The sequence below is a fragment of the Hyphomicrobium sp. genome, assembly GCF_041674905.1.
GTDB lineage: Bacteria > Pseudomonadota > Alphaproteobacteria > Rhizobiales > Hyphomicrobiaceae > Hyphomicrobium_B.
Map to the genome: position 1 here is coordinate 1 of NZ_JBAYUV010000022.1, position 23,606 is coordinate 23,606.

The following is a 23,606-nucleotide window of genomic DNA, read 5'->3' on the forward strand; positions in this document are numbered from 1 at the left end:
AAACCGCGCAGCAATAAGGCTCCATAAGCAAGAAGGCCCCCGATATCGGGGGCCTTCTTGCTGGCGTCGGTGCTGCACTTTTGCTCCGGAAATCTGCTGCACATTCTCTCCGGCGTTGACAGCTTGACGTGAGAGGAAGCAAGCCCAACCATTCCGCCGCCGCAGCAACGGAAAAGCGGCTATCAGAATCGGCCGCGAGTTATTTGGGGGCGTTCGATCTGAACGCCCGGCGATCTTTTCGGGACATGAGAACCGATCCGTTTTCCGTTTGTAGCTCTCGCGCGCGTGCGCGCGCGTATGGCGAGCAAAAAGCGCCCAATTCGACGGGCCTTAGGCTGCCTTCTCCTTCGCCTTGACGAGCGCCTCTTCAATGGCGCGACGAGTCTCCGGCGGAAGGTCGAGGTCTCGCCACTGGATAGAAAACTTTTCGGCCGACTGAGCCGGTTGCGGCGGTTTTGAGCGAACACGCCCATACCCCCGACTCTGACCGAAAGTCGACAAGTACCAAATGATGGTTGGCGCATGGCACGCCTTGATCAATTCCAGAACCTTGCTCATGGCGAAATCGGCGATCTCGGCGCGGATCGTCTCCAAGGCGAGACGCACGGCAGGGTGGCGCCGAATGTAATTATGCACCGTGTTCGCGGTGCACCCGAGCCGACGCGCTGCCATCGCGACGAGGCCTGCAGTTGCGTCGAGTGCCTCTATCACTTCAGCGGGAGTGTATCTCTCATGGCAATGCCAGCTGTTCCGAAGAAGGAAGACAGTTTCATTACCATCGGTAAGCTCGAGCACGCGTCGGCGCGCCGCGTCATGGTTTGTAGCGGGCATGGGGACTCTCGATTTCAGGATTTGAGGCTCCGCGTCAGCGTCGCCCCTTTTTAGGGTATCAAAGTTGCCAAGTTAGCGCCGCGCCAGACGACGGCGCCGGTTTGGTCGGCAAACCGGTTCGCCAATGATCTCGTCGACCGTGCGGGTTCGGGCGCCGGTGTCGTGATAGTCTGGACCGTCTGCAATTCCGCGTCCGGGAATGCTGCGGGATCACCGACCGGTTCCGGGAGTTTCCCGGTCGCAACCAACGCGAGAAGACGAGCACAGGCCGCCCGCTGAGATTCAGCCGTGACACGCATGCTGAGCTCTAAGGTTGAAGTTGCTCGTACATTTCCGCGGCGTCATCTAAGACGATTGGGCAATGCCGGCACTGTCTGCGATGCGTTGTTTTGCAAGTGCCTCGCGGCCAAGAGCACGTGCTGCTTCGAACTGGTTCTGGAACTCGCGGTCAGTCCGGCGCCAGCGTTTCACAGTCGTGTTCGATAGACCTGCAAGCGCAGCTGCAGCGTTGGCCGTGTGACCGATGCTGAGCGCACGAAACAATACAGCCAGCTGGGCTTGGTTCCGCCCAATGCGGCGATGCCGGTGGGGTTCCGGCAGACGTTCGAGTAACTGATCTAACGGGTCACGGTCATACATCGAAATCTCCATTGGTCCGTTTGATCAGGATGCTGCAGCTTCTGCTCTGAGCCGAGCGGCAAGCGCTGGATCGCTCCGCGACAGCTCCATTTGTTTGGTAAGATTGAAACTTGCGCCCTTGCGGAATGGGTTTGGGGCGGCTGGTGCCTTCAGAGCTGCCGAAGGTGTTGAATTGGGCGCGAATGCCTTCTTCAAAGTTTCGTCAGACCGGAGATGGCGGAGGAACTCCTCGCCATCCAACCAAGCGCTTCCGCGCCGATATTCGACAGTAACCACCCCATTGCGATTGAGACGGGCACGTCCAGCAGCTGCGACGTGTGACACGAGCAGCGCGGGGTTGCCTCCTGCGTTGCGAACTGCCAGCTCCGCGTCGGCTTTGACATGTGCGGCTTCCAGCGCAGCGAAATTCTCGCGAAGGCTCTCAAGTTCAGACTTCGACATCGGCTTTCCTTTCGGGTGATTACGGACGCCCGCAATCGGCGTCCAATTGCTATTTCCCGCCACACAGGGGGCCACCCGTGGCTCTTCGAAACTGCGGACTTCATTCCTCCGGGCAGAAAAAATTCGAGTCACCGGCCAATTCTAGAGGCCTGACTCAAATCGACTTCCCCTGCCCCCGCGCAGCCTTCAGGCGGCGATACCAAGTGGCACGGCTAACCCCTTCGGCCATCCAAGGCGCCGTACGGCTCAACGAGCGTGCCTCGTAGTCTTCGCGGGGTTCGGCCACATAACGCCGGATTGTGCGGGCGGAGCGTCCAGTCTCGATCATGAAGACGGACATGGATTTTGGACGTCGGAGTCTCCGTCGTGAGACAGGTAGGTCGTCAACCATATCAGGATACACCTCCCAGCAGCGCGTCGATCTTGGAGCGCATCTCGTTTCGACGCTTGGCGACACCGATGGCACGCCGCCCCGCTTGAAGCTTCGAGAACTTGGCATCGTCGAAGCGTCGCCACGTCCACTTCCCGACCGATTTCGCAATCTGTCTCAGCTCTGACAGCGAGAGCGGAACAGCAAATTGCAGATTGGCAATCCTCGCTTCCTGGACCAACCGGGCTATCCACGCCATCTGATCGCCCGTCTTCTTTGCTGCGCGCACATTCGCGTACGCAAATTGGCGCAACGAGTTAAAAACATCGACATTCCGACTGATGCCCTGCGTTACGCTCGGGTGCAGCGCTGGCTTCAAGTCGCGCCGGTCGAGAGCATCAAGGAGGAACGAAAGCTCGTAAGGGCTGTTGGAGAACCAGCCGGTGCGCCACCTTTTGCTCGACGGATTTTTGGCGATCCTGTTTGCGTAGGCAGCGTCGGCCTCCAACCTGCGGGTCATCCCTCGCTGAACGTCGGCGGCTAAGGCGATGGGTCGTTCGTGGCTCAAGCCGGTGAGCCCGACTGGGGTTGCAATCGCATAAAGCAGGTGCCCGTGGCCGTTCGACGGATTCTGGACGTAGGCATTCGGAGCCGGCAGGTGTGCACGATCCCAGCACTCGAACGAGTCTCTGCGATCGACATCGAAGTTGAGCCACCCAATGCGCCCTGCGGTGTTGAACTCGACGTGGTGGTAGGTAAGTGCGCTACCGCGCGGCAAGCGCCGAGTCCCGTCAGCAAAGGCATCGGCGCACAACGGGTGCGCGGGAAGTCGTTCCGGCCACGTGGACCAGATTGGCGGGGGATCAAGATTTTGCATGATGTGCCTCGGGCACAAAAAAACCGCCAAGATGGCGGCTTCGGTGGAGCTATTTTGGGGTCGAAGATGAACGGCGGCGGGAGGAACCGCCCCTCATGTGGTTCCCAGCACGCATGGCCGAATAGTCGAACCAGAGATCAAGGCCTTCAAACACAAATGCCGGCCTCTACGGACCGGCATTTAGACGACAAGCGCCCAGGATAGCCCTTTCTATGATCAATTGATCCCTGGGTCAACTAGTGAAAATGGGTGGGGCTTGAATTAAACGAAGAGTGACTTTCGAGTAACAGACGCCGCGCTCAGATTCCAAGTCCCGAAATAGAAAATTGTTATTCTGGAAATAGGCAGAATAATGAAAATGCCCGCCGTTGTTGATCTTCTTGCGTATCATCGCTGTCACGATCCAGCTAAGAAGTGGACTAAAGCTGAAAAGTACAAAAATACTTTACTTTACGAGGCCGTAGAATTGGACGACCGAATAACAAGCATATGATTTCGAATTGTAATTTCGCTTTTATTTCGCAGTTCAGTTTTGCCATTTTGCACAGCCCGGCGCCGACGCTTGCGCGGGTTGCGGGTTCCGATAAGTTGATCTCGCAAACTCGGTGCGGAACCCATGTTTCACGAAGCTAACCAACGAATTTTTTATTTCCAAGCGAAGACGCTCACGAAGGCGGCATTGTGCAACGCCGCCATCGTGAAGGATTTGCCCGCATACCGCGAGACATTGGCCCCGCCGAGCGCCTCGCCTAAGGATGAAATTCGCGCCGCCGTCGATGCCGCCTTCTCGGGACGCCGTGCGATCGGCAGCGGCCCGCTCGCCAACATCCTTGGAGTCGATCCGAAAACGGTTCGCGCTCTCGTCAGCAAGGGCTTGATCAAAGCCCAACGCCCCGGTGCTAGCCACCTGCGTTTCGCAAAGGCCGACGTTTTCGCATACGTTGAGAGGTGCCAACAGTGTCAGTTTACCGGCCCCGAAAGAAAGACGGCAGCTACCGTTCGTCGATCTTCATCTACGACTTCTGGCTCAAGCCTGCCGGCAAAGCCGAGCCCGAGAGATTTCAGGGCCCCACGGGCCAGAAAACGCGTTCTGCGGCCCTCAAAGCCGAAGCTCGCTTCCGAGAATTAGCCGTACTCGGGAAGCTCTCCGAAGCGATGACGCTCGCGGACGCATGCGAGCGCTATCTTGCGGAGCTTCTTGATGATCCGAAGAAGCCGAAAGCACGGCAGCAACAAGAACTTTGCATGTCGGAGCTTCAACGGTTCCTCGGTTCGGACACCCCGCTCGTCTCTATCACGCCTGATGATGTATCAAAAGCGGCACAGCGGCGCGCACAGACGCCCGTCACCAAGTTTAAACGCATCGGAAACTTCGTCCGCAAACGGGACCGCCTGCCGGGATACGAACCACAACACGCATGGCGAGAAACCGACAAACTGCCCACGCCGGCAACCGTCAACCGCCAGTTCATTGAGCCGCTTCGTCGCGTTCTACGGCGGGCCAAGAAACAGTGGGGTGTCCCGCTCGACCTCGATCAGTTTACCTGGGGCGGCCGCGACGGCGTCAAGCGCACAGAGCCAGCAGGAAGGGTCCGCGAGCTGTCGACCGACGAAGATCGCAAGTTTTGGCATGCACTCGATCCGGCATACGCCGATCTCTGCGAACTCTACATCATCTCTGGGAAGCGGCAGGCAATCTGGCTCGGCCTAACAAAGAACAACGTAAATCTCGCCAGCGGAACAATAACGACCCGTGCACTCAAGAAGCGCCGGCCGGAAATCAAAACAACCAGGATGACGGAACGCGAACTGGAGATCGTCGCACGAGCCTACGCCGAAAGTCCCGAGGGCTGCAACAGCCTCTTTACTGCGATCTCAAAAAGCCCGCGAGATCGCAAGGCTAGGATTCCGATCACCCCGCGCATGCTTCGCAGCAAGGTCCAGGCCGCGTGCGCGACGGCGGGCATCAACGATTTCAAACCGCACGATTTCCGTCACACATTCGGCTCGCGGCTCATGCGTGACACCGGGAATCTGAAACTCACTCAGGAGGCAATGGAGCACGCGAGCATCACATCGACTCTGCGATATACGCATGTGCAGCAGGACGAAATTCTAGAGGCGCGGGCGCGTCTGTCGGTAGCGCGTAATATCGAGCCGGAAAAACCCGCCGAGCGCAAACGTTCCGCGTAGCTTGTCCCGAAGCTGTCCCGAACGTGCAAATTCTATATCAAGGAAATGCGAAGGATTTCAGAACGCTACGATGGCGGGGCAACTGCTTGGAAGGCTGCTGCTCTACCATTGAGCTACACCCGCAATGCGCAACGAAAACAACTATTTAAATAATCGTAACGCCGTCGAGGACGTCCCGTTTTCGCGCCATCCGGTTCTATAAATGCCCGCGGCTGATTTTGGAAGCGACAGATGCGCGGCGGAGTGACGTAATTTTTTGCACCCACAAACAAAAGGGGGCTGGACGGCGCCCGGCAGGCAAACCCAATTCAAGCCAACCCAATTCAGGCCCGATCAATCCGCGCCTGCCCGAGTCTCGGAACGGCCATCGCGCCGCGCTACCCGGTTCGCCGGTCGGGGTGGTACGCATAGGCGGGGCTTCGCGCAGCGCAGGTCGCGCATCACGCATTGCAAGCCGGTGGGGAACAAGGATGAGAAAGGGCAAAGGCTGGTACGCAGCTTTCGCGTTCCTCTTCATTGTGACCTTTATCGCAATCTACGCTCTGACCGGACAGGATGCCATCGGAGCCGCTGTGCGATTTCTGTCCAACGGCATCGTCCTCATCCGCAACATCGCAGCCCGCTCCGCGGGAAGCTTACTGAAGCTCCTGGCGCAGGGCGTCGGATTGCGGCGGCTGTCGCGGTTTCTGGCGGCGGGCGCCAGCATTGGCCTCGGCTATGCCGCAAGCGTCATCGTCAGCGACAAAACCGTCAAGCAAGCCCGTGGCTGGCGCGAGAAAATGCACGCCGCCGCCACGTTTGCACAACGCACATGGCATGAAGCGCCCGTGTTCGCGAAGATCGCCGCCGTCGTCTGCCTGATCGCCAGTCAGGTCTACCTGCATTTCTTTCTCGTCGTGTTTCCGATCGCCTTTCTGGTGCCCACCGTGCGCAGGCTCTGGGTGCGCGCTGCCGACATGATGTTTGGGAGCTGGTATTGGAAAACCTTCGGACCGACGCACCGTGCGGTCGTGGCGTCGATCAGAAACCTGCCATTCATGCGGACCTTATTTGCAGCGGCTCGTCTTATGCGGCTTCGCTATCTCAGCGCATGGCGCTTGTGGCGGTATGATCCCCGCTATCGCGATCCGGAGAATCAGGCGCGCTTTATCAGCCTCATTGAGCCGTGGCGGCTTTTGCGGCGCGGCGAGCTTGATCGCTATATCGGCCGCCCTCTTCTCGCTGGGCGCGAGCGCCAGCGGAAAATCCATGCTGAAGCGAGCGTTTAGCGTAAGCGAGCCAAAGACGAAGCCAGCGTCTAGGCGATGATGCCCTTGCTCGCGGCGATGCCGAGACGAAGCGACTGCGCGATCCGTTGCGAACGGTCGACGAACAACGCCGCCGCTTCCGGCGGGCAGACCACGTTCGCGGTTTCGGCAAAAAGCTCGAGCCAGCGCATGAAATGCTCGTCGCTGATTTCGGCAATCGCGATATGGGCAGGCATAGGCTGCCCCTTGTAGCGGCCCGACATCAAAACGACCGATGACCAGAACGCGCAGAGCTTCGCCAAGTGTTCATCCCAATCTTCGATGCGCGAATTGAAGATGGGTCCGAGCAATTCGTCTTGCCGTACCTCGGCGTAGAAGCGGTTCACAAGCTCCGCAACCATGGCCTCGTCGATCCCGACGGAAAGACCCGGAGCCTTCGGATGCGGCGGATGATACGACATGGCGGAAGCTCTTGCCGTTGAACGGCTTAAGATGTACTGATTTTGCACCTTATGATGCTTTGCCCCTTCGCGGCAACCGTTTGGCGGACCCTTCGATGCGGCTAACAGTCCATTCCGATTATGCGCTCCGCGTACTCATGTACCTCGGCGCGCGGGAGGACCGCTTGGCGACGATCCAGGAAATCGCGAAGGTCTACGCGATCTCGGAAAACCACCTGATGAAAGTCGTCAACAAGCTTGCGAAGCACGGCTTCGTTAAGACGTTGCGCGGCCGCGGCGGTGGCCTCCGTCTCGGAAAACCAGCCGAAAACATGACGATCGGCGAGGTGTTGCGCATCGTCGAAGAGGACTTCCAGATCGTCGAATGTTTCGGCGGGTCCAACATGTGCCGCATCACGCAAAGCTGCCGCCTGCGGCACGCACTGAGGCGTGCCCTCGACGCCTTCCTTGCAGAACTCGATGAATGGACGTTGGCGGACATTCTATCGAACAGGAATTCTTTATTGCGCGAGTTGCGGCCCTTCCTAAGCTAGGGCCGCCTTGAAAGGGGACGCGGAAGTGCTGAAGACACGACTAACGGAACGGCTGGGACTACGGCATCCAATCATCTGCGCACCTATGGCATGGGCAGCGGGCGGGCGCCTTGCGGCGGCGGTCTCCGCAGCCGGCGGTCTCGGCCTGATCGGCGGTGGATATGGCGATGCGGACTGGGTCGCGCAGGAATTTCGCGCCGCCGGCAACCAGCCGGTCGGCTGCGGATTCATCACCTGGTCGCTCGCCAAGCAGCCGGCGCTTCTCGATCAAGCGCTGTCGAACAAGCCGAAAGCCATCATCCTGTCGTTCGGAAATCCTGAGCCCTTCGCCAAGCGCATCAAGGACCAGGGCGTGACACTCATCTGCCAGGTACAGACGCGGCGCGACGCGGCACATGCGATGGCGTGTGGCGCCGACATCATCGTTGCCCAGGGCGCCGAAGCGGGCGGTCACGGCCAAAGCCGCGGAACGCTGTCCATCGTCCCCGAAGTCGCGGACCTGATTGCAAAGGAATACCCCGAGACAGTTCTTTGCGCGGCCGGAGGAATTGGAGACGGCCGGACGGTCGCGGCCGCGTTCATGCTCGGCGCCGATGGCGTCATGGTCGGATCGCGACTCTGGGCGTCCGAGGAAGCAAACGTCAGCAAAGGGATGCACGACGCAGCGCTGAATTCGACGGGCGACGATACCATCCGTTCGCAGACGATGGATCTGGCGCGCAAGCTCGATTGGCCGAAACAATACAGCGCCCGCGTGCTCGTGAACGAATTCATTCGCCGCTGGCATGGTCGAGAAAGCGAGTTGGCTATCGTCGCCGATCAGGAAGCCGCGAAATACCGCGCCGGCTGGATCGAGGGCGATCCCGAGAAGAGCAACACGTTCGTGGGCGAGGTGGTCGGCCTCATACGATCGATCGAACCGGCGGCCGACATCATCGAGCGGCTGATGCACGATGCGGAAGACCTGCTTCAGTCAAAGCCCCGAGAGATGATCTCGCGCGCGTAACCCGAGAGATGATCTCGCGCGCGTAAATCGGGTAGCTAGCCGATAAGCAAGTCCTTAACTCGAAGCGTCAACCGGCTGCAGCGAGCAGCCGGCTTCATGTTGCGTCAAAACATATTCATTCGGATCGGCGTCGGCCTATGGGCCACGTCGAACCAGTCGCAGAATGAAAAGCAATAGACATGCGCCGACAACCGCCGCGATAATCGACCCAACGAGCGGATTTCCAAACGCAAAGCCTAGCCGTGGGAATAATACGCCGGCGATAAACGCTCCGACGATGCCGACGATAATATCGCCGACGAGACCAAATCCTCCGCCTTTCATGATTTGTCCGGCGAGCCAACCGGCAATAGCGCCGATGAGCAGCCAGATGATCAGTGACTGGAGATCAATATCCATGTCTTCCTCTCGGTTTGAGCCTCCACGCACACGAATCGGTTGCGCATAATCATCTGCGGCAATACAGCCGTTGACAAGATCGCAAACAATATTCTTGAGAGGCAACGAATGCGCGGAGAGGATTACGTTTCGCGCTACCGTTGGCTGTGCCGAGCCGTGCCGAGCCATTGCGACAGGCTCTCGAAGTCGGCGGTGCCGGAAAACGACTTGGCCGTGCCGTCCCGTTCGATGAGACGTGTGTAGGGCAGCTCGCCCATCCAGTCGTGATCGACGGCGAAGCGCAGCTTCTCTTCAAACCCGTTCGCGAGCGTGTAGCTTTCAACGCCGCCAAGCCCGGATTTCGCTAGCGCTTTTTCGATCCGGCGTGGATCGGCGCCATGGCGATCCCAGTTCACGAACGCGATCGCCATACCGGGATTCTCGCGCGCAAATTTCCCCCAGCCGGCCAGCTCGACCATGCAGTTGCCGCAGGAAAATCCCCAGAAGTGCACGATGACCGGCTGGCCCTTGTGCGAATTGAGAAGCGCCTGCCAGCTTGCATCGTCGAACGTGCGCGGCGGCTCGGCGTTGGCCGGACCGCACGCGAAACAGACGAGCATCAGAACAGTCGCAACGCATCGCACGATGGCGCTCATGACTGCGGCTCCAGAGGTATCAGGCGATATCCCTCTTTGAGCGTCAGCCATGACAGGTAGACGGCCGTCTGATGCGCAACGAGCAGCGGATGATCGGATGCGTTAGCCGTCGCCGCAACGGTTCGCGGCTTGCTCCAGGTACGTCCCGCGTCGTGCGACGTCATCAGCTCGATGCTTGTTTTCTCACCGTCGAACGATTTGTAGGCGAGGTAAACCGCGCCGCCCGCCGCCAAAACGTAAGGCCGGGAGATCTGGGCATTCGCGTCGCCGATACGCATCGGCTCCGAGAACGTCTTACCGCCATCCTCCGAGTGCGCGTAGTAGACGCCCTTGAGCTTTCGGCCGAGCGCGAACCACGTTGCGTGATAGGTGCCGTCGCTGCCGATCGCAAGGCTCGGCCCCTGATGCGGACACGCGTCGATCTTCGCATCGTCGTCGCTGACGCGGTAGAGCGGTCCGGGCTTTCCGGTATCCGAGAACGTGATCGTCGCGTGATCGCGAATGCCACCGTCGAAAATGTTGCGGAACATGACGACCGGCTTGCCGGAGCCTGTAAACGCGACCGCGATGCGGCAGCACTCGCAGGAATTGTCTCGCGCGATAGCTGCTGCGTCGAGCGAGCCGCCCGGCTTGTCGTCCCACGCGTAAGCAAGCGCCGCACCCGCGTACTTTTTGCCAGCCTTCTTTGCGGCGGCAATATTTCGCTTGTCGATCCAGGCTGCGAACACACGACCATTAGGATCGAACGCCGCCGTTTCGAAGCGCTGGCTCGGCGAGCCGGTGGTAATCGGTTGAGGCTCGGAAAAAGTTTTGCCGCCGTCCGACGATCGCGCGAGGAAGGCGTGGCCGTTGTATTTTTCATCGCGCGCCGCATAGCTGAGCGCGACACGATCGTTGGGGCCAAAGGCGATTTTCGGCCGAGCATCCGGTCCGTCATCGAGCGGCAGCTTCGTTGCAAGCAGCGTTATTGGCGTCGAAAACGTTTTCCCGAGATCGGTCGAGCTTGCGACCGAAATGCGCCCGCCCGCTGACCACGTCAGCCAGAGCTTCCCATCCGGAGCAAACGCCGCCGTTGCGACGCTCGCGCAGGCGAGCGCCGAAGACTGGCACGCCGCCGCCGTTTCATGATGGTGAGAAGCACCGTCGTGAGCCCGCGCCAAGTTTGACAGTGTGACCGGCGCGGCGAGCAAAAGCAGCGCCACCGACATGATATATGTACGCATCACTCAGAACCTCACTTTCATGCCGCCGTAATAGGTTCTCGGCGCACCGGCATAGATGGAACCTGTCGTTCCGGACAAACTATCAGCCGTCGATCCGTCCCTGTCAGCGATGTTGTTTGCGGAGGCGATGTAGACCTCGTCGAGGACGTTGCGGACTTCGAAATACGCCATGAACGATTTAATCGGCCCCCAATTCAGCGTCCGTTCGTAATGGACGTTGACGTCGACCGTCTCGTATCCGGGAGCCCAAAGCAGATTGGCGTTTTCCATGTAGAAGCCGTCATGCCACTGGTATTCGACGTAGGCGCCGACGCCTTTGTAAAATCCCGACGGCTTGTCGTAGCTCAATCGCGCCGTCAGTTCATTGGACGAGACACCGGGGATTTTGTTCCCGGCCCGGTTGGCAGTGTTCGCGGCACCGGCCACGAATTCATCGTAATCGGTATAGATCTGATTGTTGTAGAGATAGGCCGCCGTCAGTCGCACGCTATCGGTCAGGGCAACATTTGCGACCGCCTCGATGCCGCGGTGCTCCGAAGCCGGCGCATTATAGCTGAAGTTCGATCTTCCAGGGATCAGCGGCGCCTGCGATACGATCTCGTTCGTGAAGAACTCATAAAAGCCGGTAACGCTCAACATGACGCCTTTGACGGGCGTCCAATCGGCTCCGAGATCATACCCGATGTTCGATTGCGTCTTGAGGTCGGTGTTATTGCCGGCATTCCCGTCTGGATCGACAAAAAGATTTGAGAATTGCGGCGTTCCGTAACCCGTGCCGACGCGGGCGCGAAGCTGCCATTGATCGTTCGGCGTGTAGAGCAGCCCCACTTCCGGCGCGATATTGGTTATCTCGCGCCCGACGCTGACAGTCTGCGTAATCGCGCCGCCCGCATTGTAGCTCCGCTGCGTACCATCCAGCGATGTGCGTTCGACCGTTGCGCCAGCGACAACGGCGACGTCGTCCGTGAGCTTGACCTCATGGCGCGCCCGCGCCCCAAAGTTCTCCGTCGAGCCGATTTGATCCGACTGCAGGCGATCGTTCAGCACGCTTCCGCGTGGAGCAAGAAGAATGGTCTGGGAGTCGACCGGCAGGTAATTCCAGAAGGCCCCAAGGTAGGAGCGCATCGGAAGTCCGGCGAATGTCGCGGTGTTCGAAATTCCCGCACTGACGTTGTAGGACAGGTAATCGCCGATCGCGCTTGTCGTTCCGGTCGGCTGACTGATGTTGCGATCGTCGATGACGACCTGCACTTGGCCCGTCGTCGAGGCGCTGAATTCGTGATCCCAGCGCACGCCGCCGATCGTTCGCCGATCGTCGCGGTTTGCACCGGCCTCCTCCGCCGTCTGATTGACGCCCATAAAGCTAAACTTCGCGCAGCCGGGCGCTGCGGTTGCAAACGTTTTGCAACCTTTCTGATACGGATTTGCATTGAACTCGTTCAGCGACATCCGGAACGGCAATTCCGTATAGATGTTGTTGTTGATGAACTTGAACGTGAACGTATCCGTCATCGATGGCTGATAGGTGATGAGCGCATTGACGGTTTGGGTATTGAACTCGCTGTAGCCGTAATAGCCGTCGCCCCGGACATCGCTCGAAAAAACCGAGGCTTCCCAGTTCTCCCCCTTCTTGCCCCCGATGACGTAGTTGTTGAGGTAGTTGAAGCTTCCGACGTCGACGCCGTATTCGACGCCATCGATCACGCCGCCCGGCCATGTGCGGAAGTTGATCGCGCCGCCCGTGGCATAATTTCCAAACAACGCCGACGACGGTCCCCGCCACACGTCCACACCCGAATAGGCATGCGGATCGATCAGGTCGCTTCGCGATAGACCGTCCGGCTGCGTCACGGGGAAGCCATCGTCGAGAATGACGATGTTGCGAATGGCGAAGCCGTTGCGTGCATTCGAACCGCGGATCGAGATACCCATATCGCGCGGACCGTTGCCCTGCTTCAGCGAAACACCCGGCACGTCGTGCAGGATGTCGGTGACGGAAAAGACAGGCGTGTTGGCGTACCGGCTCATGTCGACGCCCGTCGCGGTCTGCGCTCCGGCGCCGGAAGCGCCTGAAACGGCGGCCACGGAACTCGAAGGCGCGCCCGGATTTCCGGCTGTCGGCGACGGCGAGCGATTGCCCCCTGGCAAGGTCGACGCTCCACTCGCGACTTCCGACGGCGCGGCAACGGGTTTCGGAGACGGCGGCGCGGATTTCTTCGCGGCGACCTTCCTTTTAACGGCCGTCGATGGCGTCTGCGCAACCGCCTGCGGCGGTTTTTGCGATTGCTGCTGAACGGTCACATCGGGAAGGCTGATGCTGTTTTGTGACTGCGTCTCCTGCGCTTGAACCGTTTGACCAGCCCCTGCGAGAGACGCGATGGCGAGCACGGCAAAGGTGCTGATGCGAGAGGTGACGTGGAGCTTGCGCGTGATGCGCGGCCCGGCCTTGAAACGATCCGCCTGGATGAGCATTTCCGATAACCTAAACTGAACTGAAGCTGCGAAGATGCGAGGCCGCGACCTGCTCGGTCTCCACGGCGATCGCGCTTGAACGCGACAAACTCAGATCAGGACGGCAGGCGGACCGCGCGCCGATTGCGCACCATCTGTTGGGGTGGCGTAAAAAAGCTCGCGCGTTATCCGGAACGTCAGCGCGGCATAGCCGACGGTTCGGGAGAGCAAATGCGGCGTGTCATGGTCGACATTGACGACGCCAACCAGCGCATAAGGACAAATGTCCTTCCCCGACAAAGGCGCGTTCTTCGGCAACGGCGCGCCGGTGTCGTCGACCATCAGCGGACCGTGACCGGTGCAGATCACGATGCCGACGTCAGCGCCGTTCGCAGACGTTACGGCAAGCATGAAGCCGACGGGCAACAAGCTGCGCACGACGAACGCGAGGCCGATCAGGAAACTGACGTAACGGCGCATGTGATCTCTTCGCCGAAGCGGAATCGGACGCGTTAATAGTAACGTCGCCCGTCCGGGGTCGCAACGGTGGCAACTACGTATGCGAAGCATCCCTCCTGGAAATACGCAACCTGTAAATACGCAACGCGTCGGTTTGCGCCGTCAGCCCCTGCTGCAAATATCGGCATTCACGGACCGGATCGCTCACAGCTTGGGCAGGAAACTCGTCGATGCGTTGCCTACGCTTCATTTATATAAGGAACATCAGCGCCCTAAAGGCCGTCCGCGATGTGGCACGCTCTTTGTTTAAAACCTATGTCCGGTTCTCATGGAAAGCGCGACGACCTTGAGCTTCGATCATCCGTATGGCTACTCGGTCGCCTATGAGCGCGAGGAGCTTCAGTTTCCTGTTTACGTTGTGGCCGTCGTCGCGGCCGGGCTCGCGACGGCAGGATACAAACTCGACAACTTTCCGTTGATCGCACTGTCGCTCGTCGCTTTCGGCTACGCCTATCATAACTTTCCGCTGCTCGAGACCGGCAAACCGCGCATCGGCGCAAGCCAGTACGGCATCTTCGCCGACGGCCTCGGCATCATCTCTTGGCGATCGATCAAGCAAATCGACATCGTGTGGGCCGAAATTCGCGGGTCCGGCAGCCATGAGCTTCTCATCACGTTGCAGGAGCCCCTTGAGCGCGCACTACTCGCCGATTGGCGCAAGCGCCCGATGCATCGGTTTCTCATGCGACTGCCGTGGACGATGGCCGGACAGGACGTCGTGCGCATGCCGCTCGACGTCTTTGATCATGCCGCCGAGGACATTCACCGCACTTTCGTCCGCATGATGAATTTCTATCGCCGCTGAGATCCGCTTTTACGGCAAACCGAGGCAAGTGTCGGTCCCTAAGGCCATGATGCGGGCGACAAAAAGACCCGCATTCCGGTCATTAAACGGCTTCTCGTTCGCTTTGTTGTGTTAAGGTCGCCCCGGGTGGCGTCCGGGGGAATTTTGGGTCCATGCTTCACGAAGACATCGTTCTCGTCGATCGTGACGACAACGAAATCGGCATAGCGGAAAAACTCGAGACGCACCGGCGCGGCGACCTGCACCGGGCATTCTCCGTTTTGATTTGGGACCGCACCGGACGGCTCCTGCTTCAACGCCGCCAAATCGGCAAATATCATTCGGGCGGGCTCTGGACCAATTCGTGCTGCGGACATCCTCGCCCGGGCGAGCGAAGCGGCGAGGCCGCGCTGCGCCGCCTCGGCGAAGAGATGGGCTTTTCCTGCACGCTGGCGCCAATCGGAACTTTTCTCTATCGCGCCGATCTCGACGACGGACTGATCGAGCACGAGCTGGTTCATCTTTTTCGCGGTGCTTACGACGGCCCGATCGCACCTAACCCTGACGAATGCGATGGCTTCAACTGGTTGGCGCCCGATGCGATACGCGCCGAAATTGCGGCGGCCCCTGAGGCATTCACCATCTGGTTCCAGAAGTATGTCGAAGCCGGCTGGCCGATGTCGCCGCCACTCGAGGTCGTCTGACGAGCGCGTTGAACGCAGCGGCGCTCGCGCGTCATTGCTTGGTCTTGAGGCGTTGGCTCCATCGCCGTGAATAAAATTAGCTTCCGGCGCAGCCAAAGCGCGGTCTCAGGCGTTTCTAACCGTTTGGTGCAGAACTGAGCGGGAAACCTGATGGCGAAAGACGAAAACTCAACCCAGGCCGACCTTCCAGGCCACGGGGCCGACATCCTGCCGAGCGTCACAGTCGACAGCTACAACATCGAGATCGAAGACCAGGACGGCTTCATCGGCGATAAGGCCAGCAGAGCCGCGTTCTTTGAATATGTTGAGAAGTGGCGGAAGCCGCTCAAGGACCTTGGGGAAGATCCCTTCGGCGACAAGCCGACCGAAGAACTAAGCAAGAAAAAACTCGCGGAACTGCTCGCGACGGGCGATCCGGAAGCGGCGAGTCTCGTCCTCAGCGCAATCGAAGACTTCGCGCAGCAGCTCGCGTTCGTCATTCGCAGATATCTGCGCTCGAAGGAATGGCGCGATACGGAATGCATTTCGATCGGCGGCGGATTTCGCGGCAGCCGCATCGGCGAGCTGGCGGTGGCGCGCGCCGGGCTTCTTCTTCGCGCCGAGGACATCGATATCGACCTGGAGCTCATTCGCAACGACCCCGACGAGGCCGGGCTTGTCGGCGCGGCCCACCTGCTGCCGCCGTGGATGCTCAAGGGCCATGACGGCATTCTTGCCGTCGATATCGGCGGAACGAATTTCCGCACCGGCATCGTCGAGCTGAACCTCGGCAAATCCGCCGAGCTTGCCAAGGCGAAGGTGGTGAAATCAGACCTCTGGCGTCACGGCGACGAAGAGGTCAACCGCGAGGGCGCCACCGACCGGTTGACGGAAATGCTGCAAGATCTGCTCGCCTGGGCGCGCAAGAACAAGATCGAACTGGCGCCCGTGATCGGGATCGGTTGTCCGGGCATCATCAAGGACGACGGCTCGATTGATCGCGGCGGGCAGAACCTGCCCGGAAATTGGGAAAGCAGCCGCTTCAATCTTCCCCAGATCATCCGCGAACACATCAGCCAGATCGGCGACAGCGAGACAATGGTCGTGATCCACAACGATGCCGTTGTGCAAGGCTTGAGCGAATTGCCCTACATGAAGGACCGTCTGCGTTGGGGAATTCTGACGATCGGAACCGGTCTCGGCAACGCCCGCTTTACAAACCGCAAGGTTTCGAAAAAAGCCAAGTAGGCCCTCACCGGGCACTGGCGTTCAGCGCAATCATCGTGACGTCGCGAACCGCGTCAGGCTCTGAAGCTGCGCTTCTCCGAGGTCGAGGCGCGGTCGAATGCCGGCTGATAGTCGAGGCGGATGATGTCAGCAGGACCGAAGCTGCGTTCCCACTCCGCCGATGCCGCCGACACGAGCCGCCGAAGATCCGTCGCCGAATATCCCGGCTGTCCGGGGTCGATCTCGCGCGACGTCTCGATGACCAGCACGGTGCGTCCCGTCATCTGACCGGCTTTGACTTCACCCTCGATATACATCAGCCCAATGTCTCGCATCATGTGGCTGTCCCCCGTCGCCGCGCCCACGCCCACTCTCCAGCTTCGATTGCGGCAAGTGAAGATGTCGCACAAGTTATGCACTGTTTGATTTTCATGAGGCGAAATTCAGAGCGACCAGCTACGAATTTTCATCCGCTCATATCCGCAGTGGATTTTCGGAAGGCCGCGCCATTAGGATCGAGATGAGCAAAGACTTCTATTTCGATGTTTTGCCGAACAATCCGCGCAAGTGCGGCATCCGCCTGATGCGCGTCGCGCTGACGGCACTGATCTTGAACCTCGCAGCACCGGCGATGGCGGAGCAGGGTTGCGAGGACATGCGCCAGCTCTGCAAGGATGCCACCGCCGACGCCGACAAATGTGCCAAGCAGGGAAAAAGCGAAGCGCCGCCCAATTGCAAACCTCTGATCGATGTCCGGGAGGCCACCTGTGCTCAGGTCGAGATCATTTGCAAACCGGCGGCGGGTGAGCAGCAGCGATGACGGCGGACTCGCGCCGCTTCAAGATGCAGCGCAAACGAAAAGAGAGCGGCGCTTTCGGCCGCTCTCTTTTGAGCTTATCGCCCTGACAGAACCGCTATTGGGGACGGCGTGTGTTCTGCCTCAGCCGATTTTGACTTCGGGGGAGAAGTCATCCCGTAAATCCGGGAGCAACAACTACGCGGCACGTCTGCTGCCGTCGGCATACGTAAACAATCTGATTTGGGGATAAATGGGCAAGTCCGCTTATAGGGTTGCCGTTTGATTTTAATCAGGTTGTGACGCGCCCGCATCAACTGGCGTGTTCAGCCCGTTCAAAACACGGATTAAACGGTCCTACATCTCAGCCCTAAGGTGCCGCTGGATGAGTTGCGCGGTCGATTCGGAAACGGCGCCCGGATGAACCGGCACGCGGACCGCCCGCCTGATCCACCCTGCCACCCGCGGTTTGGTGGCTTTCGCAGCCACGGCCGGGGCCGCCGGGGACCGCGGCCGCACCTTATTGGACAGGTCTACGTCTTCAGCCTTATCCATCGCGCTCGCGAGGACGACAGCGGAAACTTCGGAGGGCGAATAAGCGTGAAGTTCGACGACGTGGCTCACCGGCTCCCAGTCCGTGACGCGCGCCTGCGCCTCAAGCCCTCTTTCGACCCGCGAGACCGGTGGGTCGGGTCTTTCCGCCAGCAAAAGAGTGCCCGCCGCCTGACGAGCCATCGCGGCGCCAAGCTTCGCAATGACCGCCGTTATGCCGGTCATGACCGTGACATAGAGGATTAGGGCTACGATCGAACGGGAGTTCACGGTATCTGCCTACGCCACCGCCACCGGACTACAAAACGAGCGAACCCCCGGCCCGTTCCCCGCCTCCTAGATGAAATGCGCCGGAAAGGCCCGTGAAAGCTCCGGTCACAGTAAACGCCTCCCCAACCACGGTGACCGGGCCGGCTTCGAACGCCTCGCGCTGCCGCGAACCGCGACAGGAGCGCACGAGTTCCGCTAATGTGAGCGAAGCATGCGTCAGGAGCCGACGATGACGAAACCTGTTTTGGTTACCATTCCGCACAGTCTCGGCAGGGACGAGGCAATGCGCCGCCTGAAGTCGGGACTCGGATCGGCGTCGTCAAGCCTGCCAATTCTGAAAATCGACGAAGAAACATGGACCGACAACCGGCTCGCGTTTCGCTTCACCGCGCTCGGCCAGACGGCGCAAGGCACCGCCGACGTCGAGGACGACAGCGTCCGCATTGAAGTCGTGCTTCCTTGGTTCCTGCAGAAGATGGCCGAGGCGGTTCAATCCACGATCAAGTCGCGCACCCAAATTCTTCTCGAGAAGAAGTAGTTGGCGGACCGGCGCGGCATACCGATGCCGCCGCCTCCGATCATTTGGCCAGATCTTCGAGACAGGGATACGCGGAGATCAGGGCGTTGGTCGCGACCGTCACGAACGGTGACGACAGGCTATCCGGCTCCGCCTTGAGCTTGCGCACGATGATTAATCGCAAATCTTCGAGTTTTACGATTTCCGGCGCGCACCATTGCACCTGAATTCCATTTTCCCGCTCGAGATTATTGATATCGAGCAGGGCTTGCAGATATCCGATGCACGCCATGTCCGATTTCTGGCAGTGCGACAGCCAGAATTTTGCCGTGTGGACATCCGGCTCGGCGCCGACTGGCGTTGTCTGGAGCATGAGCACGCCCAACGCGACAATAGAAATAATCTTGGCCAGCGAACTATCCTTCAGGTGCAATGCGGCCGAAGCCACGTCTCTTTCGACTGGAGCGTTTGAACGCCAAGGTTTGAACGCCACGGCGCGTGCGTCCGGACAAATCTCGGACGTTGACCGTTCCTGTTTAACTTTATCCGCGGGCCGATTCCATCCTGCACGGACCCGGCGCCCTCGCATCAATTCCAGTGCTCTCTTTCAAAGCGGTTTTCAAGGTGCCCGTGTCAGTCTATTTTTGAACGGAGCCGCCCCGCCTCGCGGCTTGGAATGAATGGAGCACGCCTGTTGAGTGACGATCCATACAAAGTCCTCGGTGTAGACCGCAACGCCTCGCAGGACGACATTCAAAAGGCCTATCGCAAGCTTGCGAAAAAACTGCATCCGGATCTCAATCCCGGCAACAAGGTCGCCGAGGAGGAGTTTAAAAAGGTTTCGGCAGCCTATGATCTCGTCGGCGACGCGGACAAGCGCGCACGCTTCGACAAGGGCGAGATCGATGCGTCGGGCGCCGAAACGCCAAAACGGGACTATTATCGCAACTACGCCGGCGGCGATGCCGATCCTTACGCGAACGCGGGCGGATATTCCGATTTCTCGGGAGACGACGAACTCTTCTCCGCGATGTTCCGCCGGGCCTCGGCCTCCCGCGGCAACGTCCGCATGCGCGGCCAGGATGCCCATTACCACCTGGTGCTCGATTTTCTCGATGCCGTCAACGGCGCGAACCGCCAGGTGACGCTACCGGATGGCTCGGTGCTCGATGTGTCAATTCCGGCCGGGACGCGCGACGGGCAGACGTTGCGATTGCGTGGAAAGGGCGCAGCAGGACTAAACGGCGGCACGCCGGGCGACGCACTCGTCGAAGTCGAGATCCGGCCGCACCCCATGTTCACCCGCAAGGGCGAGGACATTCACGTCGAGCTGCAGTTGCCGCTTGCCGATGCTGTGCTCGGCGGCAAGATCACCGTTCCGACGATTGACGGCACGGTGACGATGACGGTGCCGAAATGGTCGAACAGCGGCCGCACGCTTCGTCTCAAGGGCAAGGGGATCAAGCGCGCCGACGCCGCGCCCGGAGACGAGTACGTCACTTTAAAGCTCATGCTGCCCGAGAAGCCCGACGCCGAGCTCGAGAGGCTTGTCTCGGAATGGCAGCAAGGCACGGGCGCGGCCCATCACGGCACGGAGGCATGAGATGCAGTATCGCGAGTTTCTTATTCGTGCCCGTCTCGAAGACAATGTCGTAAAGGAATGGGTGACAGCCGGCTGGCTCGTTCCTGCGGATCAGGAAGGTCGGGCGGAGTTTACCGATATCGACATCGCGCGCGCTCTCCTCATAACGGACCTCAAGGGCGGTATCGGGGTCAACGACGAGGGCATCTCCGTGGCGTTGCATCTGCTCGATCAGTTGCATGGGCTCCGGAGAACGCTCGGCGACATCCTGGCGGCCGTACAGGCCGGACCCGACGATCTTCGCGAGCAACTGCTGGCGCATCTCACCGGCGAAGCCGCGCAATCCGATCGGAATTCGCGCCCGTGAGCGGCGTTTTTAGCGGTGCAGTCGCGGCCATCGTTCCCTCGGTCCAAAGCGGTAGATCCGAGTTTAGCAATCTCTTTCATGCCTCATTAAGCACAGGATAAGACAGCATTTTCCCGTTAACGTCATGGATGGTGATGATCGCATACGTTCAGCCTTGGCCGCGTGTTGGCCGCAGGAATTCGGACAGAGAAAGTTTTGCGTGATGTCGCTCAAGTTGATGGTACGGCCCAGCGTCGAACCCAATCTTTGGATTGATACCCCTGAGGACATCGCCGAGATGATGGCTGAGGCCGCCCGCGTCGACGCCATGTTTCAAAGCGGCGCGATTTCAACGCTCTTCCCCTACGCATTTTCTGATGTTGCTTCGGCGGTACAGACCGAGCTCGAGTCGGTTTGCGAAAAAGTGAGCGCCTGAGCCTCGCGCTCCTCAGTCTTTGGCGCGACGCAACATCGTGACGGCATTCACCGCGCGATAAGTAAAAGTCTCCGGCGTCCGGCATTCCTGTCCGGACACTCATTCAATGCACGCTTTTGCAAATTGAATAAGCATCATGCTGCCTCACCGCTGGGCAGTGTGACTTTTGCCATACGCTTCTGTGCAATTGCGAACGGTCGGCATATGCCGGCCGCCATAACCCGTTCGGTTGTCTGAATATTCATTTCGCGGGCTTGCTGACGCCACGTTTTCGAATAGTGTCACCAAACTGAAACAATCGCTGTGGTGACCGCGGCTGGAGGCAAACTTGAACCAGATCACATCGGGCGCGAATGTCCGTTCTGCTCTTAAAAGTGGCCTCGCCAGTATCCTCATTTCAGGTCTTTCCCTTCTCCTTCCCAGCGATGCCGGCGCCGAAGTCTCCGTCGGCGAACCACAGTCATCTTCGGCGATTGCCCCGCCCGAATACGTCGACGAGCGCGACTTACCATTCGAATTGCGGCCGCTGGTTTTGAAACAGCTGGATATGCCCTGGGCAATCGCGTTTCTCCCTGATGGGCGGGCGCTGGTGACGGAACGTCCCGGACGGCTTCGTCTCGTCGAAGGCGATCACCTGCTGGATGAGCCGATCGCGGGCGTCCCCGAAGTTGCCGTCGGCGGACATTCGGGCCTTCTCGACGTCTTGATCGACCCGGATTTTCCGAACACCCGCCGCATCTTTCTCTCGTTGATGCACAACGGGCCCGACGGCTCGACCATTCGCATCGTCCGGGCGCGTCTCGAGGGCAAGGCGCTTGAGGACAAAAAGGTAATTTTCGAAAGCAGGCCCGCGATCAAGGCGACCGACCAGATCGGCGGTCGCCTCGCCTTCGGTCCGGATGGACTGCTCTATCTGACGATCGGCGACCGCTTTCAGATGGAGCGCGCCCAGAATCTCCTCGACGACGGCGGCAAGATCATTCGCATCCGCGACGATGGCAGCATTCCCGAAGACAATCCCTTCGTCGGCCGCGACGACGCCCTTCCCGAAATCCACAGCTACGGCCACCGCAACCCGCAGGGCATCATCGGCAACGCCGGCGACGGCCAGCTTTGGTCCATCGAGCAAGGGCCGAAAGGCGGTGACGAACTCAACCTCATCACGTCGGGCAGTAACTACGGATGGCCCATCGTGACCTATGGCGTCAACTACGACGACACCATCATTTCCAACCTGACGTCGGCTCCGGGCATGGTCGATTCCGTGCACCATTGGGTGCCCTCGGTCGCAACCGCGAGCCTGGTTGCCTACAGCGGCAACGTCATGCCGGACGACTGGCAGGGCAACTTCCTGGTCGGCACGCTGGTCGGACAATGCCTGATCCGCCTCGAAGTGACGAACGGCGTCGTGACCCGCGAGCGCCGCTACTTTCACGACAAGATCGGCCGCATTCGCGACGTCGCGATTTCTCCAGACGGCTTCATCTACCTTCTGACCGACGGTACCGAGGCTTCGCTCTATCGGCTGGAACCGACACAAGATCTCGTCGCCAAGGCCAGACCGCTTCAGTAGCAACCGCCCATCGTAACGGCACATGTGGAATGCGGAGCGCGACTTTGGAGCCGCGCTGCCCCTCAGGCGGCTCTATCGCAACGCTGCTTCAGCAGTAGGATGCGCCAGCGTTCAACGCCGGCCCGTGGAGCTGGCGACGCCCGCGATGAACGCGTCCATCGACGCGCTGAAAGCCAAGTCCGGATCGAGCGCCTTGAGCGCCGGAATGAGTGCGCGGGTCGCCTTGTAGGCTCCGGCATCGAGCGCATCGAGTTCCGCCTCGTCGGCTTCATTGATCGGACGCAGCAACCCCTCGGCTTCCGCCAGCGCGAAACCGAGCACGAACGCATAGAATGCGAGGCCGAGGCCCGCCGCCCGGTCATCGGAAAGACCGGCGCGCCGCATCGCGCAGTAGACGATCTCGCTCGCGACATGATCGGCGGGGCCGGTCGCATGGTAGCGAAAATGCAAATGGAAGACGCGCGGATACCGGTGCGCCAGCGACCGGAACGTATTGGCGACGGCTTTGAGATCGTTCTGCCAGCTTGCGGTCGCGAGCGGAATCTCGACCCCACACACGGCATGGTCGGCCAGCGCCCTCAAGAGTTCGTCCTTCGAGCGGAAGTGATGCAGCACCGTCATCGGATCGATGCCGACGGAAGCGGCGAGCTTGCGGATGGAAAAGCCGGATTCTCCTTCTTCAGCGAACAGTTCAAATGCCGCTTCGAGAATGGCCTGCTTATCAAAACGTCGTCGTACCTTGGGTCTCAAGTCTGCCATGCCGATAGGCCCCTTGACACTTCTACGGTGTAGAGTATTCCTTCTTATCCCAGAGCGTGTAAAGACTACTTCTACCGTTTGCCCGGCGGCCGGCTAGACCGCCGATGGTCTACTTTTCTTGGAACTCGCATTGATGGTATCGGCGCTGATCCGATTGCCGTTCGGTTTTTCGCACCGCATTTCGAGGGGCGTACGACCGGCATGGATTGCGCCTCGACCTCACGCCAAACGCGAGCTTCTAAGGCTTTGCGCCCGC

Annotated in this window: 28 protein-coding genes; 13 read left to right on the forward strand and 15 right to left on the reverse strand. The window is 59.8% G+C overall.

Annotated features, from left to right (window positions below; translation table 11 throughout):
* Positions 1-330: 330 nt before the first annotated feature.
* From WC026_RS10280 to WC026_RS10300, 5 genes are all read right to left on the reverse strand, one after another.
* Positions 331-831, reverse strand: a complete 501-nt coding sequence (locus WC026_RS10280) for a hypothetical protein (protein ID WP_372710832.1) — start codon at positions 829-831, stop codon at positions 331-333.
* A 345-nt stretch (positions 832-1,176) separates the two neighbouring features.
* Positions 1,177-1,470: a hypothetical protein gene (locus WC026_RS10285; protein ID WP_372710833.1), complete on the reverse strand. Its 294-nt coding sequence runs from the start codon at positions 1,468-1,470 to the stop codon at positions 1,177-1,179.
* A 24-nt stretch (positions 1,471-1,494) separates the two neighbouring features.
* Positions 1,495-1,911 carry a hypothetical protein gene (locus WC026_RS10290; RefSeq protein WP_372710834.1) on the reverse strand — a complete coding sequence of 139 codons (417 nt, stop codon included), beginning with the start codon at positions 1,909-1,911 and terminating at the stop codon, positions 1,495-1,497.
* 392 nt (positions 1,912-2,303) lie between these two features.
* Positions 2,304-3,059, reverse strand: coding sequence for a replication initiation protein (locus WC026_RS10295; RefSeq protein WP_372710835.1), 756 nt, complete (start codon positions 3,057-3,059; stop codon positions 2,304-2,306).
* 744 nt (positions 3,060-3,803) lie between these two features.
* The gene (locus WC026_RS10300) at positions 3,804-3,986 is read right to left on the reverse strand and encodes a hypothetical protein (RefSeq protein ID WP_372710894.1); all 183 of its coding nucleotides are present in this window, start codon (positions 3,984-3,986) and stop codon (positions 3,804-3,806) included.
* 129 nt (positions 3,987-4,115) lie between these two features.
* Here WC026_RS10300 and WC026_RS10305 point away from each other — a divergent pair, with 129 nt between their 5' ends.
* On the forward strand, positions 4,116-5,351 hold the full coding sequence (locus WC026_RS10305) for a tyrosine-type recombinase/integrase (protein WP_372710836.1): 1,236 nt from the start codon (positions 4,116-4,118) through the stop codon (positions 5,349-5,351).
* Between the two features lie 470 nt (positions 5,352-5,821).
* Positions 5,822-6,619 carry a hypothetical protein gene (locus WC026_RS10310; protein WP_372710837.1) on the forward strand — a complete coding sequence of 266 codons (798 nt, stop codon included), beginning with the start codon at positions 5,822-5,824 and terminating at the stop codon, positions 6,617-6,619.
* Between the two features lie 29 nt (positions 6,620-6,648).
* On the opposite strand, the gene WC026_RS10315 is transcribed toward WC026_RS10310, so the two are convergent.
* On the reverse strand, positions 6,649-7,059 hold the full coding sequence (locus tag WC026_RS10315) for a group III truncated hemoglobin (protein WP_372710838.1): 411 nt from the start codon (positions 7,057-7,059) through the stop codon (positions 6,649-6,651).
* 95 nt (positions 7,060-7,154) lie between these two features.
* Between WC026_RS10315 and WC026_RS10320 the strand changes: the two genes are divergently transcribed.
* The gene (locus WC026_RS10320) at positions 7,155-7,592 is read left to right on the forward strand and encodes an Rrf2 family transcriptional regulator (protein ID WP_372710839.1); all 438 of its coding nucleotides are present in this window, start codon (positions 7,155-7,157) and stop codon (positions 7,590-7,592) included.
* Between the two features lie 25 nt (positions 7,593-7,617).
* Complete coding sequence (locus tag WC026_RS10325; RefSeq protein ID WP_372710840.1) at positions 7,618-8,598, forward strand: NAD(P)H-dependent flavin oxidoreductase; 981 nt, start codon at positions 7,618-7,620, stop codon at positions 8,596-8,598.
* Positions 8,599-8,733: 135 nt separating this feature from the next.
* Here WC026_RS10325 and WC026_RS10330 read toward each other — a convergent pair whose 3' ends face one another.
* The 5 genes from WC026_RS10330 to WC026_RS10350 form a co-directional block, all read right to left on the reverse strand.
* Positions 8,734-8,991 carry a GlsB/YeaQ/YmgE family stress response membrane protein gene (locus WC026_RS10330; RefSeq protein WP_372710893.1) on the reverse strand — a complete coding sequence of 86 codons (258 nt, stop codon included), beginning with the start codon at positions 8,989-8,991 and terminating at the stop codon, positions 8,734-8,736.
* A 140-nt stretch (positions 8,992-9,131) separates the two neighbouring features.
* Entirely contained in the window at positions 9,132-9,632 is a 501-nt protein-coding gene (locus WC026_RS10335) for a TlpA family protein disulfide reductase (protein WP_372710841.1), read from the reverse strand.
* Entirely contained in the window at positions 9,629-10,855 is a 1,227-nt protein-coding gene (locus WC026_RS10340) for a sialidase family protein (RefSeq protein ID WP_372710842.1), read from the reverse strand. The genes WC026_RS10335 and WC026_RS10340 overlap by 4 nt, the downstream gene beginning before the upstream one ends.
* Before the next feature lie 3 nt (positions 10,856-10,858).
* Positions 10,859-13,327 carry a TonB-dependent receptor domain-containing protein gene (locus WC026_RS10345; protein ID WP_372710843.1) on the reverse strand — a complete coding sequence of 823 codons (2,469 nt, stop codon included), beginning with the start codon at positions 13,325-13,327 and terminating at the stop codon, positions 10,859-10,861.
* 90 nt (positions 13,328-13,417) lie between these two features.
* Positions 13,418-13,786, reverse strand: coding sequence for a hypothetical protein (locus WC026_RS10350; RefSeq protein ID WP_372710844.1), 369 nt, complete (start codon positions 13,784-13,786; stop codon positions 13,418-13,420).
* Positions 13,787-14,093: 307 nt separating this feature from the next.
* Here WC026_RS10350 and WC026_RS10355 point away from each other — a divergent pair, with 307 nt between their 5' ends.
* The 3 genes from WC026_RS10355 (at position 14,094) to WC026_RS10365 (ending at position 16,540) form a co-directional block, all read left to right on the forward strand.
* Positions 14,094-14,630 carry a hypothetical protein gene (locus WC026_RS10355; protein WP_372710845.1) on the forward strand — a complete coding sequence of 179 codons (537 nt, stop codon included), beginning with the start codon at positions 14,094-14,096 and terminating at the stop codon, positions 14,628-14,630.
* Between the two features lie 152 nt (positions 14,631-14,782).
* Positions 14,783-15,313, forward strand: a complete 531-nt coding sequence (gene idi / locus WC026_RS10360; RefSeq protein ID WP_372710846.1) for an isopentenyl-diphosphate Delta-isomerase — start codon at positions 14,783-14,785, stop codon at positions 15,311-15,313.
* Between the two features lie 150 nt (positions 15,314-15,463).
* Positions 15,464-16,540 (forward strand): ROK family protein, encoded by a 1,077-nt coding sequence (locus WC026_RS10365; RefSeq protein WP_372710847.1) that lies wholly within the window; start codon positions 15,464-15,466, stop codon positions 16,538-16,540.
* 53 nt (positions 16,541-16,593) lie between these two features.
* Here the strand turns inward: WC026_RS10365 and WC026_RS10370 are convergent, their stop codons facing one another.
* Positions 16,594-16,857, reverse strand: a complete 264-nt coding sequence (locus tag WC026_RS10370; protein WP_372710848.1) for a hypothetical protein — start codon at positions 16,855-16,857, stop codon at positions 16,594-16,596.
* Between the two features lie 182 nt (positions 16,858-17,039).
* On the opposite strand from WC026_RS10370, the gene WC026_RS10375 reads away from it, so the two are divergent.
* The gene (locus WC026_RS10375) at positions 17,040-17,339 is read left to right on the forward strand and encodes a hypothetical protein (protein WP_372710849.1); all 300 of its coding nucleotides are present in this window, start codon (positions 17,040-17,042) and stop codon (positions 17,337-17,339) included.
* A gap of 333 nt (positions 17,340-17,672) precedes the next feature.
* Here the strand turns inward: WC026_RS10375 and WC026_RS10380 are convergent, their stop codons facing one another.
* A complete protein-coding gene (locus tag WC026_RS10380; RefSeq protein WP_372710850.1) occupies positions 17,673-18,137 on the reverse strand; it encodes a hypothetical protein in 465 nt (154 codons plus the stop codon).
* Between the two features lie 229 nt (positions 18,138-18,366).
* Between WC026_RS10380 and WC026_RS10385 the strand changes: the two genes are divergently transcribed.
* Entirely contained in the window at positions 18,367-18,675 is a 309-nt protein-coding gene (locus WC026_RS10385) for a polyhydroxyalkanoic acid system family protein (RefSeq protein ID WP_372710851.1), read from the forward strand.
* 40 nt (positions 18,676-18,715) lie between these two features.
* Here WC026_RS10385 and WC026_RS10390 read toward each other — a convergent pair whose 3' ends face one another.
* Positions 18,716-19,102, reverse strand: a complete 387-nt coding sequence (locus WC026_RS10390) for a Rap1a/Tai family immunity protein (RefSeq protein WP_372710853.1) — start codon at positions 19,100-19,102, stop codon at positions 18,716-18,718.
* 246 nt (positions 19,103-19,348) lie between these two features.
* Between WC026_RS10390 and WC026_RS10395 the strand changes: the two genes are divergently transcribed.
* The 4 genes from WC026_RS10395 to WC026_RS10410 all read left to right on the forward strand — a co-directional run bounded on the left by WC026_RS10395 (position 19,349) and on the right by WC026_RS10410 (position 22,591).
* The gene (locus WC026_RS10395; protein ID WP_372710854.1) at positions 19,349-20,257 is read left to right on the forward strand and encodes a DnaJ C-terminal domain-containing protein; all 909 of its coding nucleotides are present in this window, start codon (positions 19,349-19,351) and stop codon (positions 20,255-20,257) included.
* Position 20,258: 1 nt separating this feature from the next.
* Positions 20,259-20,603, forward strand: a complete 345-nt coding sequence (locus tag WC026_RS10400) for a chaperone modulator CbpM (protein WP_372710855.1) — start codon at positions 20,259-20,261, stop codon at positions 20,601-20,603.
* A gap of 202 nt (positions 20,604-20,805) precedes the next feature.
* Entirely contained in the window at positions 20,806-21,018 is a 213-nt protein-coding gene (locus WC026_RS10405; RefSeq protein WP_372710856.1) for a hypothetical protein, read from the forward strand.
* 328 nt (positions 21,019-21,346) lie between these two features.
* On the forward strand, positions 21,347-22,591 hold the full coding sequence (locus WC026_RS10410) for a PQQ-dependent sugar dehydrogenase (RefSeq protein WP_372710857.1): 1,245 nt from the start codon (positions 21,347-21,349) through the stop codon (positions 22,589-22,591).
* A gap of 111 nt (positions 22,592-22,702) precedes the next feature.
* Here the strand turns inward: WC026_RS10410 and WC026_RS10415 are convergent, their stop codons facing one another.
* Complete coding sequence (locus WC026_RS10415; protein ID WP_372710858.1) at positions 22,703-23,350, reverse strand: TetR/AcrR family transcriptional regulator; 648 nt, start codon at positions 23,348-23,350, stop codon at positions 22,703-22,705.
* Positions 23,351-23,606 lie beyond the last annotated feature (256 nt).

Coding starts and splice junctions, on each gene's coding strand:
- WC026_RS10280 (WP_372710832.1), bottom strand. CDS start 831: ATGCCCGCTACAAACCATGACGCGGCGCGCCGACGCGTGCTCGAGCTT.
- WC026_RS10285 (WP_372710833.1), bottom strand. CDS start 1,470: ATGTATGACCGTGACCCGTTAGATCAGTTACTCGAACGTCTGCCGGAA.
- WC026_RS10290 (WP_372710834.1), bottom strand. CDS start 1,911: ATGTCGAAGTCTGAACTTGAGAGCCTTCGCGAGAATTTCGCTGCGCTG.
- WC026_RS10300 (WP_372710894.1), bottom strand. CDS start 3,986: ATGTTGGCGAGCGGGCCGCTGCCGATCGCACGGCGTCCCGAGAAGGCG.
- WC026_RS10310 (WP_372710837.1), top strand. CDS start 5,822: ATGAGAAAGGGCAAAGGCTGGTACGCAGCTTTCGCGTTCCTCTTCATT.
- WC026_RS10315 (WP_372710838.1), bottom strand. CDS start 7,059: ATGTCGTATCATCCGCCGCATCCGAAGGCTCCGGGTCTTTCCGTCGGG.
- WC026_RS10320 (WP_372710839.1), top strand. CDS start 7,155: ATGCGGCTAACAGTCCATTCCGATTATGCGCTCCGCGTACTCATGTAC.
- WC026_RS10335 (WP_372710841.1), bottom strand. CDS start 9,632: ATGAGCGCCATCGTGCGATGCGTTGCGACTGTTCTGATGCTCGTCTGT.
- WC026_RS10340 (WP_372710842.1), bottom strand. CDS start 10,855: ATGCGTACATATATCATGTCGGTGGCGCTGCTTTTGCTCGCCGCGCCG.
- WC026_RS10345 (WP_372710843.1), bottom strand. CDS start 13,327: ATGCTCATCCAGGCGGATCGTTTCAAGGCCGGGCCGCGCATCACGCGC.
- WC026_RS10350 (WP_372710844.1), bottom strand. CDS start 13,786: ATGCGCCGTTACGTCAGTTTCCTGATCGGCCTCGCGTTCGTCGTGCGC.
- WC026_RS10355 (WP_372710845.1), top strand. CDS start 14,094: ATGGAAAGCGCGACGACCTTGAGCTTCGATCATCCGTATGGCTACTCG.
- idi (WP_372710846.1), top strand. CDS start 14,783: ATGCTTCACGAAGACATCGTTCTCGTCGATCGTGACGACAACGAAATC.
- WC026_RS10365 (WP_372710847.1), top strand. CDS start 15,464: ATGGCGAAAGACGAAAACTCAACCCAGGCCGACCTTCCAGGCCACGGG.
- WC026_RS10370 (WP_372710848.1), bottom strand. CDS start 16,857: ATGATGCGAGACATTGGGCTGATGTATATCGAGGGTGAAGTCAAAGCC.
- WC026_RS10375 (WP_372710849.1), top strand. CDS start 17,040: ATGAGCAAAGACTTCTATTTCGATGTTTTGCCGAACAATCCGCGCAAG.
- WC026_RS10385 (WP_372710851.1), top strand. CDS start 18,367: ATGACGAAACCTGTTTTGGTTACCATTCCGCACAGTCTCGGCAGGGAC.
- WC026_RS10400 (WP_372710855.1), top strand. CDS start 20,259: ATGCAGTATCGCGAGTTTCTTATTCGTGCCCGTCTCGAAGACAATGTC.
- WC026_RS10405 (WP_372710856.1), top strand. CDS start 20,806: ATGTCGCTCAAGTTGATGGTACGGCCCAGCGTCGAACCCAATCTTTGG.
- WC026_RS10415 (WP_372710858.1), bottom strand. CDS start 23,350: ATGGCAGACTTGAGACCCAAGGTACGACGACGTTTTGATAAGCAGGCC.